The organism is Bacillus sp. JJ1609, from assembly GCF_036967045.1.
Taxonomy (GTDB): domain Bacteria; phylum Bacillota; class Bacilli; order Bacillales; family Cytobacillaceae; genus Mesobacillus.
The window spans coordinates 16,961-29,428 of the sequence record NZ_JBALSS010000052.1 but is presented as its reverse complement, the minus strand read 5'-3'; the positions used below and the strand labels follow the sequence as shown (position 1 = coordinate 29,428).

General features: G+C 43.4%; 8 protein-coding genes and 2 riboswitches. All 8 genes read right to left on the bottom strand.

Features of this window, described 5'->3' with window-relative positions:
* Positions 1-298 precede the first annotated feature (298 nt).
* Positions 299-2,368 carry a glucose-specific PTS transporter subunit IIBC gene (gene ptsG, locus V7654_RS23730; RefSeq protein WP_335433366.1) on the bottom strand — a complete coding sequence of 690 codons (2,070 nt, stop codon included), beginning with the start codon at positions 2,366-2,368 and terminating at the stop codon, positions 299-301.
* Positions 2,369-2,548: 180 nt separating this feature from the next.
* Positions 2,549-3,391 carry a glucose PTS transporter transcription antiterminator GlcT gene (gene glcT / locus V7654_RS23725; RefSeq protein WP_335433365.1) on the bottom strand — a complete coding sequence of 281 codons (843 nt, stop codon included), beginning with the start codon at positions 3,389-3,391 and terminating at the stop codon, positions 2,549-2,551.
* Between the two features lie 148 nt (positions 3,392-3,539).
* Entirely contained in the window at positions 3,540-4,871 is a 1,332-nt protein-coding gene (locus tag V7654_RS23720) for an NCS2 family permease (protein WP_335378562.1), read from the bottom strand.
* A 123-nt stretch (positions 4,872-4,994) separates the two neighbouring features.
* A riboswitch (purine riboswitch) is annotated at positions 4,995-5,096 on the bottom strand.
* A gap of 88 nt (positions 5,097-5,184) precedes the next feature.
* Positions 5,185-6,732, bottom strand: coding sequence for a glutamine-hydrolyzing GMP synthase (guaA, locus tag V7654_RS23715; protein WP_335433363.1), 1,548 nt, complete (start codon positions 6,730-6,732; stop codon positions 5,185-5,187).
* 238 nt (positions 6,733-6,970) lie between these two features.
* Positions 6,971-7,072: riboswitch (purine riboswitch) on the bottom strand.
* Positions 7,073-7,103: 31 nt separating this feature from the next.
* Positions 7,104-9,323 carry a transglutaminase TgpA family protein gene (locus tag V7654_RS23710; RefSeq protein ID WP_335433362.1) on the bottom strand — a complete coding sequence of 740 codons (2,220 nt, stop codon included), beginning with the start codon at positions 9,321-9,323 and terminating at the stop codon, positions 7,104-7,106.
* Positions 9,320-10,537, bottom strand: coding sequence for a DUF58 domain-containing protein (locus V7654_RS23705; protein ID WP_335433361.1), 1,218 nt, complete (start codon positions 10,535-10,537; stop codon positions 9,320-9,322). The genes V7654_RS23710 and V7654_RS23705 overlap by 4 nt, the downstream gene beginning before the upstream one ends.
* A gap of 1 nt (position 10,538) precedes the next feature.
* Positions 10,539-11,480 carry an AAA family ATPase gene (locus V7654_RS23700; RefSeq protein WP_335433368.1) on the bottom strand — a complete coding sequence of 314 codons (942 nt, stop codon included), beginning with the start codon at positions 11,478-11,480 and terminating at the stop codon, positions 10,539-10,541.
* Positions 11,481-11,780: 300 nt separating this feature from the next.
* Complete coding sequence (locus V7654_RS23695; RefSeq protein WP_335433360.1) at positions 11,781-12,152, bottom strand: hypothetical protein; 372 nt, start codon at positions 12,150-12,152, stop codon at positions 11,781-11,783.
* Between the last annotated feature and the right edge of the window lie 316 nt (positions 12,153-12,468).

Below are 12,468 nucleotides of genomic sequence, written 5' to 3'. Positions count from 1 at the left end.
AGTTTTCAAAGAGCAATTTGTTTGCGCCGCTCAGAAGCGACTTTAATAATTTAACACGTTACAGCATCGAATGTCAACAGCTTTTTTAATTTCTTTTTTTCAAGATTAAAATGTTGTTAACTTGTTCGCGACTGTTTCTATATACTATCATCGCCCATCTCCAGAGTCAACATGTTTAAACATTGTAAAAAATGGAAAATGAATTGTTCTTTCAAGCACACACTTCATTCTTACCCTACAACAAATCTTTTACATACAAAAACAGCCTCCCATACAGGGAGGCTGGCAGAACTGCTTCTTATTTAGAAATAGTGATGATGTTTTCTTCCTTCACGTCTACATTGCCTTGCTTGTTAATAACGATGCTTTCACCTTCAGCAAGGTTCGTGAAGACAATCGGAGTCATGATTGAAGTCGCATGTTCCTTGATGTAATCAAGATCCACCTTCAATAATGGCTGTCCTTTTGTCACTGTATCATTTTCAGAAACAAGCGTTTCGAAGCCTTGTCCCTTCAAGTTCACTGTATCAATACCCACGTGGATGAGGATTTCTCTTCCAGCATCGGAAAGAATGCCGATAGCATGCTTTGTAGGGAATAAGTTTACAATTTTACCGTCAACCGGTGAAACGATTGTGCCTTCAGATGGAACGATCGCAAAACCGTCGCCCATCATTTTTCCTGAGAATACAGCATCTGGCACTTCAGTGATTGGCTTGATTTCACCTTTAATAGGAGAAACGATTACTTCTGCATCTCTATCATGATGCGTTTGCAATGCTTCTGGATTTACTTCTTCAATTTGCTGCTCAACCTCTTTAGCTTGAACTGTTTCCACTGGACGTGGCTTCTTGCCGCTCATGATATCTTTCATCTGTCCCTTGATTGTTTCTGAACGAGGGCCGAAGATTGCCTGGATATTGTTGCCCACTTCAAGGACACCTGCAGCGCCAAGTTTTTTCAAACGATCTTTATCTACATTTTTGATGTCATTTACAGATACACGAAGGCGCGTGATACAAGCATCAAGGTGAGCGATATTTTCCTGTCCGCCCATTGCTTCTAGCACTTCGTATGGAAGATCGCCAGTGTTACGCTTCGCTCCGCTTTCTTCCTGATCATCTTCAACCGCTTCACGGCCAGGAGTCATCAGGTTGAACTTGCGGATAGCGAATCTGAATCCGAAATAGTAAATCACCGCAAATACTAAACCAACCGGAATGACTAACCAAGCATTTGTCTGCGGGTTGATCAAACCAAACAGAATGTAGTCAATTAGACCACCTGAGAATGTCATACCGATTTTTACATCCAATAGATGCATTACCATGAAAGATAAACCGGCAAAAATAGCATGTACACCAAATAGTATTGGCGCAACGAATAAGAATGAGAATTCTAGTGGTTCTGTAATACCTGTTAGGAACGAAGTCAAAGCAGCAGATACCATCAAACCGCCGACAACAACTTTTCTTTCAGGACGTGCTTCGTGATAAATAGCCAATGCAGCAGCTGGAAGACCGAACATCATGAACGGGAATTTACCAGTCATGAATGTACCAGCAGAAAGGTTTTGTACGTTATCCGCGATTTCAGCCATGAAGATACGCTGGTCACCGCGTACAACTTCTCCAGCCTGAGTCGTATACTGACCAAACTCATACCAGAATGGTGAATAGAAAATATGATGCAATCCGAATGGAATCAACGAACGTTCTACTACACCGAATATAAATGCAGAAAGAGTCAGGTTTGCGTGAACCATATTTTGTGAGAATGCATTTAATCCGCTTTGGATTGGAGGCCAAATGACAAGCATCAATAAACCAAGCAGGATAGCTGTTCCGGCAGTGATAATTGGTACAAATCGCTTACCGGCAAAGAAACCAAGGTAAGATGGCAATTCAATTTCATAGAACTTATTGTAAAGCCCCGCAGCAATGATCCCAACGATGATACCACCGAACACCCCTGTCTGAAGGGTAGGGACACCAAGAATACTTGCGTAATTAAGCCCATTAACATCTTCTGGAGTAATACCTAAAACTGTACCCATCGTTACGTTCATGATCAGGTAACCGATAATCGCTGCCAGACCGGCAACTCCTTCACCGCCTGCCAAACCAACAGCTACACCAACCGCAAACAAGAGCGGCAGGTTTCCGAAGACGATGTCTCCGGCTTTTTGCATGACAGCAGCAACCATATCGACGCCACTATTATCTAAAAATGGAGCAAGCTCCAGCAATGCAGGGTTTCTTAGAGCCGCACCAAGAGCAAGCAGGATACCTGCAGCTGGCAATAGTGCAACTGGAAGCATAAGCGCTTTCCCTACTTTTTGCAGAACACCAAAAGCTTTCTTAAACATAGGAATACCTCCTGTTATTTTTTACTCCTAAAGCGGTTACAAACATTAAAAAAACAAATAAAAAAGGCATGAGAAAGATGTACCGAAAAGAAGCATACGGATATATTACCCATAAAACTTCGTTTCAATTACATTCTTACTCATGCCTGATCGAATCAGTAACACGTAAAAAATTATAACCTATTTAACTTTTTTCTGAAGCCTTTGCAAATGCATCGTCAGATACACAGCTTCAGCATCGCATACTTGTTTTTTCAAGGTCTGCTGCATCACTTTAATGAGTTTCCATGAAAGATTGTAGCACACAGGATATTCTTCTTTCAAGAGGGCAGAAAATTTTTCCGGCTCATCGACCTTTTCGCCATTATTGACCCTTTCAATCGCAAAACGCAGATGCCGCACGAGTCTCGTGTAATCAATACCTTCTTTATCTATCTCTATATTTAAATGATCTTCTATCATTTGTACCAATTTTGTCACAAGCTGCGAGTGTATATTGACTTCAGAAAGATTGCGATTCATTACCGCACTATGAATATGCAGGGCAATAAACCCTGTTTCCCCAACCGGAAGCTCTATCCCAGATTTATCTTTGAACAGCTGAACCACATCTTTGGCGATTTCAAATTCCGTCGGATACAAAGTCTTTGTTTCCACTAAAAATGGATTCTTGAATTCAAGGCCTGTTGCCATTCTGCTGGCAGCAAACATCAGATGGTCCGTCAGCGCTACGTGTATATGCTCGTTCAGAGTGCTGGCGGTCCTCTTCTTTATCAGTTCAATAGAAGCGATGATTGCTTCGTGCAGGTCATTTTCTACAAACGGCAGGAGCTTGATGTAATTGGCCTGTTCTTTTTCATCCTTTAGGACAAACATCTTTTCCGCTTGACCGTCTTCTATTAGATCTCCCTTTTTCCGGTTGAAGCCAATTCCTTTGCCGATCAGGATAACTTCGCCAAATTTAGGGTGGTCAGCAATCATGACATTATTGTTTAATCCTTTTTTCACTTCAATTTTATCCATGTTGCATCCCCGTTTCAGCTTGTCTTACCGAATATCGTATAAAAGGTAAAAATAGAAGTCAATCCACAAAGCTTTGAATTCGAAATTTATTTAATGGTAATTCTGCAAAAAAAGAGGCTCAGCAGAAACCTGCTGAACCCCCTCTCTGTTATTCTGTTAAAAATACAAAGTAAAGAACAAAGATGATGAAGAAGATATACATGATTGGGTGAATATCTTTTCTGCGGCCTTTTACCATCATCGTGATTGGATAAAAGATGAATCCTGCTGCGATACCAGTTGCAATACTGTATGAAAGCGGCATAGTAATCATTGTCAGGAATGATGGAACCGCAATTTCAAAGCGAGACCATTCGATTTTACCAAGAGATGAGACCATCAGTACACCGACAATGATTAATGCAGGTGCAGTTACTGGTGCTGTCACAACTGATAGAACCGGGAAGAAGAACAGGGCTAACAGGAAGAATCCTGCCGTTACAAGGGAAGCAAAACCGCTACGTGCTCCAGAAGCAACCCCTGCTGATGATTCAATATAAGAAGTCGTTGTTGATGTTCCAAGAATAGATCCGACAATCGATGCGATAGAATCCGCGAAAAGTGCACGGCCAGCGCGCGGCAGCTTATTGTCTTTCATCAATCCAGCCTGGTTAGCTACAGCAACCAGTGTACCTGCGTTGTCAAAGAAGTCTACAAACAGGAAGGTCAAAATAATGCCGACCATTGTTGCTGTATAGAATGATGGATCACCAAAGGCTGTAAATACTGCACCGAAAGTAGGTGCGATGCTTGGTACAGCACCAACCACTTGTTCAGGCTTATCAATCAGGTTAAAAATCATACCAACAATAACCGTTACGATCATTCCGAAAAATACTGCTCCATTAATTCCTCTAGTCATCATAATAACCGTGATCAGCAAACCGAAGATTGCAAGCAATGTATTTCCGTTTGTTAAATCCCCTAAACCAACCAATGTCGCTGGATTGTCAACGATGATTCCAGCATTTTTCAACCCGATAAAAGTAATGAATAATCCAATACCAGCACCAACTGCGTGCTTCAGTTCAACCGGGATGGCGTTGATGATTTTTTCACGAAGACCTGAAATCGTCAGCAACAGGAAGAATACTCCTGAAATGAATACAGCTGCAAGTGCATGCTGCCAAGGAGCTCCACTACCCAAAACAACTGTGTAGGCAAAGAAGGCGTTCAAGCCCATACCAGGAGCAAGCGCGATCGGGTACTTACCGATCAGACCCATAATAATCGATCCAAGTGCGGCTGCAAGCGCGGTTGCAACGAATACTGCACCGTAATCCATTCTCAATGCATCCGGAAGGTCTTTTACATCCGCCAGAGTCAGCGTGATTGGATTGACAATTAAAATGTAGGCCATTGCAAGGAATGTTGTCATACCGCCCATGAACTCACGGCGATAATTCGTGCCTAGCTTCTCAAATTCGAAATACTTCTTCATCTCTTTTCCCCCTGAACAATTAATTCGGGAAATATGGCCAAAAATAAAACGCCACGGATACCGAGGCGTTGACTGTAGGCAATTGGATAAAAACAGGGCAGAAAAAAGATGAGAGCTATTGCACACCTGTTTTATTCACCTCGTAGTCAAGCCATTTACGGTAGCTCGGTAGAAACTTTTGGGCCATATCCCCAATATTATACGACGAATTTTGACAAATTATTAAGTTCTGCTTTATTCTAACAGGACTTTTTGCCCTAGTCAATAAAAAAAAACGAACATTTTCATGTTCGTTTTTAAAATCGTTCGTATTTTATTCCCATTCAATTGTTGCAGGTGGCTTGCTTGTAATATCATAAACGACGCGATTCACATGGTTTACTTCGTTGACAATTCTCGTAGAAATAATTTCAAGAACATCCCAAGGGATTCTTGCCCAATCGGATGTCATGCCATCAATTGAAGTAACCGCACGGATGCCGATCGTGTAGTCGTACGTTCTCGCATCGCCCATTACACCGACACTGCGGATGTCAGGCAGAACAGTGAAGTATTGCCAGATGTCACGGTCAAGGCCAGCTTTTTTGATTTCATCACGGAGAATCTGATCTGATTCCCGAACAATCTCAAGCTTCTCTTCAGAAATCGCCCCAAGAACACGGATTCCAAGTCCAGGACCCGGGAACGGCTGACGCCAGACGACTTCATCAGAAATGCCAAGCTCTGCACCAAGCGCTCTTACCTCATCCTTGAATAATGTATTCAGCGGCTCGATTAATTTGAACTGCATATCTTCAGGCAGCCCGCCCACATTGTGGTGGGACTTGATAGTCTGCGCAGTCGCAGTCCCGCTTTCGATAATATCGGTATACAACGTGCCCTGAGCCAAAAACTCGATTCCCTCTAATTTTGTAGCCTCATCGTCGAATACATAAATGAACTCATTGCCGATGATTTTTCGCTTTTGCTCAGGGTCAGAAACTCCCTCCAGCTTGTTTAAGAAGCGTTCTTTCGCATCGACCTTAATGACATTCATATTAAAACCTTCAGCAAAAGTCTGCATGACGCCTTCCGCTTCGCCTTTTCGCAATAAGCCGTGGTCAACGAAGATACATGTCAGCTGGTCGCCGATTGCTTTATGGATCAGGACTGCTACTACAGAAGAATCCACACCGCCGCTCAATGCACAAAGGACTTTTTTGTCGCCAACTAGCTGGCGGATTTTCTCCATCTCAATTTCGATGAAGTTTTCCATTGACCAGTCACCCTTGCATTCACATACCTTGAAAACAAAGTTTTTCAAAAGGTCATTACCATAAACAGAGTGTCGTACCTCAGGATGGAATTGTACCGCATAAAGCTTGCGGCTTTCATCGCTCATTGCCGCAATCGGGCAGGATGGATTGATTCCGTCTACACTGAAACCAGGCGGTGACATCGTAACCAGGTCACCATGGCTCATCCAGACAATTTGCTCTTCAGGTGTGCCTCCGAATAAAGCATTCTGGTTATGCAAAGTCAGCAGCGCTTTACCATACTCCCTGTTCTTCGCCTTTTCGACTTTGCCGCCGAAATGCATCGTCATCAGCTGCATTCCGTAGCAAATGCCCAGGATCGGCAAGCCTAGTTCAAAAATCTCCTCATCACAGCGGAATGCCCCTTCGTCATAAACACTGTTCGGACCGCCTGAGAAAATAATTCCTTTTGGATTCATTTTCTTGATCTCTTCTGCAGTGATCGTGTGTGGGTGAAGCTCACTGTAAACGCCAAATTCCCTGATCCTTCTCGTGATCAATTGGTTATACTGGCTGCCGAAATCTAATACAACAATCATTTCCTGGTCTTGAAGCTCATTTTTCATAAAGTCACCTCATTAAAATTTAAAAATCCCACGCTCGTAGCATGCCACATCGTGTGGCACTCGCCTGACTAGAACTTCCTGTCCGTCGCCACGCTCGTAGACGCCACTTCCTCTTAAGGACCTTGGGGGAGAATACTGGCTTTATGTAATATTAATAGCCTATCCAATTTCCGCCGCATTAAAAAAGCCAGAATTCTCCCTTTCAAAAAAATGAAAGCAGAATTCCAGCCCTGGACGAACGAAAAGAATCTGCCTTCATAGTCAAATCATTTACGGTGATTTGGTAGATACTTTCGAACCTTATTATCGAGGATATATGAAGGATTATTCTATATATTTTCAAACATTGTACCAGTATAATAATTTAACGGTCAAGCACCAGCTTTTTTAATCAAGAATTCCCAGTGTTTTTTTGCTTCCTCCCACACGCCTTCTTCCGAGCTGCCTCGATAGAGATATTCTTCATATGTGGTTGTCAGCCTTCCCATCTCTTTCGATGAGAAAAATTGATCCACGTAAATCGCATAGTCTCTCAATGTTTGGCCCTTCTCCCTTTTCAAGCCATAGCGCTCGAGCTGCTTCAAGAGAGCCATATAAGCCTTTTCCAGGTATTTGTCATCCTTTTTATACTTGTAGAGAAGGATGTAAAAAATCGGCATCCATTTCGCGCGCAACTTGTAAAGAATAGCTGAAAGGAGAGCAAAAGCCAGCAGAGTTAAGACGATTTTCTTCATGTTTGTCTTCAGGAAGGTTCCCGCTTTTTTCAAACCATCTGAAAAAGAGATTTTAGGCTGGTTGGACTTTGCCTGCTCTTCCGGAGTTTCAGGCTTCTTAGGAGCCTCAGGTGTCGTATCTTCTTCAGTATCTTGATCTGTTTGAGTTTGTGTGTCTTTCTTTTCATATTCAAACTGCACATTATTTGAAAAACCTTGTGTCGGTTCAAATGGGAGCCAGCCAACACCAGGGAAATACACTTCTACCCAGGAATGGGCATTGTTATTGGTTACCTCATAAACCCTGCGTCCATCCTCTAGCGTATCTTTGTATTCCCCTTCTGTATACCCTTTTACCCAACGGGAAGGTATTCCAAGTGTACGCATCATGACGACCATCGAAGTGGAGAAATTATCGCAATAACCACGCTGCGTTTCAAACAGGAACTGGTCAACATAATCCTGATTCTCTTCAGGGACTGCCACTCTGCTTTGGTCATACACGAATTCATTGGATCGGAAGTGTTTTTCAATCGCTTTTGCTTTATCAAGCCACGATGTTTTATCTTTGGTAATATCTGCAGCAAGGTCTGTTACCCTTGCCGGTAGACCCTCCGGAACCTGGGTATACTTCTCCATAAATTCTGTGTTTGCATAGTTATCAGCCGGAAGACCTGCAGCGCCTGAAGCTTTAAGCTTCTCCATGCTGTATACCGGGTAATCAAACGTGACTGAATACGGCCCAATTGAACCTGCTGTACCATCAGTGACTGAAAGGATTTTTTCCGTAACAGGGTCCAGGCTGAATTCAAGTATTCTATTTCCCACTGGCGCATCCACTTGCTTAGCCCCAAGCGGATAAACAATATGTGGATAGCCTATCTTAGGAATCACCTTGCTTGTACGCTGCTCTGTCTTTACTCCAGCTTCAAACGGCTGTAGTGGTACGGCTTGCTGCGGATAGAAACTGATTGGCATTTCTGTCCCTGGTTCCACTACCCAGCCTTTACCTGTATAAATATCCTTTGTCTCGATTCTCCAGTAATGCCGGCCATCGGCTTCAGCTTCAAAAACAACCCTGTCGTCACCGATGAACGGTCCCCCAAGTGCAGAATCATCCGTTCCATAACCAACTTTCTTGACGCTTCCGCTGCCACTGTCCTCATTATATGAAGTGATGAATGGCACTGGGTCTGGCCAGATGGGATCTGCCTTTGGCGCTGTAAAGCCAATACCAACACTCAAAGCAATCATAACGACCAGCGGCACCATCCATTTTTTCGCGCTATCAAGATTTTTCTTTACAAATTCCTTGTCCACAATACGGTAATAGGCCAGCATTCCCATCACGGCAAAACCAGAGATGACCGTCCGGACAATGGCCACATCTGCTTCATAAGGGGTGAACGTATCAAGCACCGTAATATAAATCATTGTCATGAAAAAGAAGACAAAGATTTGCTTCCTGTTGATCAGCCAGTATTGAATCAAATAGGACATCAGCCACAACAGGACAAAGAACAGAAGCGTCCGAAAAACATTCGTTAACTCATTCCACTCTGTAGCCATCACGAGCCCTGCATTCGCCTGGACTTCCCGTATCAGCTCGCCAAACCAGCCTACGCTGAAAAACGTTCCTTCATAATACATGAAATGGACCGAGTACAGGATAAAAATCATTTTAATTAAACCCGACGGAATGACCGGCATCCCGAAATAAGACATCATCAATGAGATAAAGACAAATGCAAGAAATACACTTAAGTGGCCTGTGTCTGTTAGTTCCTTTAATGGCCGCAGCCACTCCCACAGCAGCAGAAAGCTGAATAGATACAATAAAAAGACGGTAATATCTTTTTTTGGTTTATCCATCGTCATCCTCTGTTCACCTCCGAGAAGGCTTCTGAAAATTGACCGTCGTGGACCATGACTAGCCTGATTCCTCGCGCGTATGCAGATGACCTTAAATTTATTTCCGCTTTAGTTGGGGATTCCTGGGCATTCTTAATCTGGAAAATGCTGACTGAACCATTTCTTTGATTGTAAAAAGCTGCTTTTTCAATCAGCTCCTTTGTCAATTGAGCGGTAATCAGCATGATTGAATTATTTTGCTGCGCCAGGAAAGTCTCAGCCTCCAGCACACGGTCAAATGTAACCGGGCTCTCGTCCTGGATTTTAGCCAAATGGTAGAGAAGCTGCTGTTGCTGGATTTCTCCGCCGCGGATTGGAAAAACGGTCCGCTCAGCACTTGAAGTAAGCAGGCCCACCTGTGCACCTTTTCGTAAAATTGCCCTGATTACAGAAGCAGTAAACGAAACAACGACTTCAAATCGCTGCTCAGGAGCACAATCCATCAGGATCGAAACATCATGGGACTGCCTCTGTTCGAATTCCTTCGTCATAATATCGTTCCGCCTGGCGGTAGCCTTCCAGTTTATCCAGGAAAAACGGTCTCCAGGCTGATACTCCCTGACCCCGATTGCCATCGAAGTATCACGCTGTACCCGTTCCTTTGATGCCGTCATCCCCTGGTCGAAATGATGGGCAACCGGGCGGTAGACCATCTCCTGATATGCAGGGTACACGAGGATTTTGCTCTCAAAAGGCAGGAGCTTTTCTTTTTCAATCAAGCCGAGTGGATCGCCCGTTTTCAGCTTGATTCCTGTTAAAAGATGCTCACCGCGCGGCAGATTTTCAATGGAATAGTCAAAACTGAAAACACGATTGAACCCCGGAAAAAGCATCGTTTTCGCTTTTTGCAGATCATTGTTGCCAGCAAGCGTCTCCCCAGCCTGTTCATCCGCAATCGCATAAAAAAGCGGGAAGGGAAATTTCCGTTCAAGGACAATGCTTGCCTTAAACTTTTCGCCAGCATTGTATTCTTGTTTTGTATAGACTCTTTCAGCCCTGATTTCTTTCAATGAGTATAGGGCAAGTCCTAAAGCATACAGACCAAACGGTAAAAAGCTGTAGAAAAGGAACCAGCTGACAAAGCCTCCCTGAAACATCGCATAGGAGAAAGTAATGATGATTAAAAATAGCAACACGATGAGCTTCCAAATTTCTTTGAACTTTTGGAAAATTCTTCTCATATTACTTCACAAGCCTTTGCACCGGCACAGGCACTCTCGCTAACACTCTGCTCACGACATCCTCAGCCGTAATCCCTTCGAATCTGGCTTCAGATTTCAAGATGATCCTATGAGCAAAAACATATGAAGCCAAATACTGGACATCATCTGGAATGACATAGTCCCTGCCATAAATAAACGCATAGGCTTGAGCCGCCTTCATCAGCGCGATCGATCCGCGAGGGCTCGCACCAAGATAGACACTCGCATGGCCGCGGGTCCTGCTCGCAAGCTCAACGATATAGCGCTTGATTGAATCATCAACAAAAACTTCTTTAATCTCGTTCTGAAGGTCACGAAGATCCTCAAGCGTAACAACCGGCTGCAGATCTTCAATTGGAAGGTTGCGCTGCGCCCGACTCAGAACTTCCATCTCTTCATCCAATGCAGGATAGCCCATCTTCATTTTTAATAAGAAACGGTCAAGCTGCGCTTCAGGCAGCGGGTAAGTTCCTTCATAATCAATCGGGTTTTGCGTCGCCATAACAAAGAATGGCTTCTCAAGCCTATGTGTCACACCATCAACCGTAACACTTTGCTCTTCCATCCCTTCCAAAAGAGCAGACTGTGTCTTAGGTGACGTTCTGTTAATTTCATCAGCAAGAATGATATTGCCCATGATTGGTCCAGGCCTGAACTGGAATTCCATTTCCTTTGGATTATAAATCGATACACCGGTAACATCTGACGGCAATAAGTCCGGTGTAAACTGGATTCTGCGGAACTGGGCGCTCACAGATTTCGCAAGCGCACGCACCATCATCGTTTTCCCCACACCTGGTACATCCTCAAGCAGCACGTGGCCGCCGGCAAGCAATGCAATCAAGCTCAGTTCAGCGACATTTCGTTTACCGGTCATGACCTTGTCGATATTTACTAAAATTCTCTCTACAGTCGGATTCATTTGATCCCTCACTGGATTTCCCTCCCCCATCTATCAATCATTCTCTTTATCTTCTTTGATATTTTTACACTAATATGTTTATATTCGCTATTTTCTGTAAAAATCCTGTAATATTCTGTATGAAAATTATTCCGCTTTGTGATAGACATTCCTTATGGGAAAGGTCATATTTCCCATCACATAAAGATTTGAGCACGGCTCTGATAAATAAAAAAACGATTTCCAATGTGGAAACCGCTATCCGAAAAAATGTAACCTTATTATAAAATTATTCAATTCCTGTTAATAGAGTTACTCCGGTTACCCTGCTTTATGGATCGCGCCCATTCCTTCGAGAATAATTCTCGCATCCATATTCAAATAGGCTGAGATATCATTCCGTAAAAATAACAGAGAATGATCCCTGATGATTACCTTCAGGCCTCTCAGGTCAAATTTTGACGCATAGCTATTCACCGCATTGATGACCGACATATCCTGTCTCGTCAGCGGCTTTTGGCCTGCTTCCATTCTTTTCGTTAAAAACTCAAGTAAATCCCTGGCATTCGTCTTTAAATAGTTCCTATTCTCGTTCAGGATTTCAATGTTTTCTTCCATATACAACCTAGCGGCAGCAAAGTCGAGCTCTTCGACACTGGTGTTGATTTTAGCAATCAGATCCAAAACATGCATTGCTTCTCCTCCTGATGTACATCCTCTGCTTTGCTTTTATATCGGTCAGGATTACGTCCTATCAACCCAGTTTGTAAAAATTAGTAAATTAGACTTATGCTATGAACAGTATCTTATTTGCAGTCTACTCCAAAAGACACCGCTTAGAGCAAGTTAATTGGTTGTGTGTCCCTCCGATGACAACTCGATGAGATTTTTTCCAGCTGAGTTGTTCTCGGGTCCCTCTCATAACAACTCGTCGCCCTTTTTTCTCTTTGAGTTGTTCTCGGACCACCTCTCATAACAACTCGCCGCCCCATTTTCTCTTTGAGTTGTT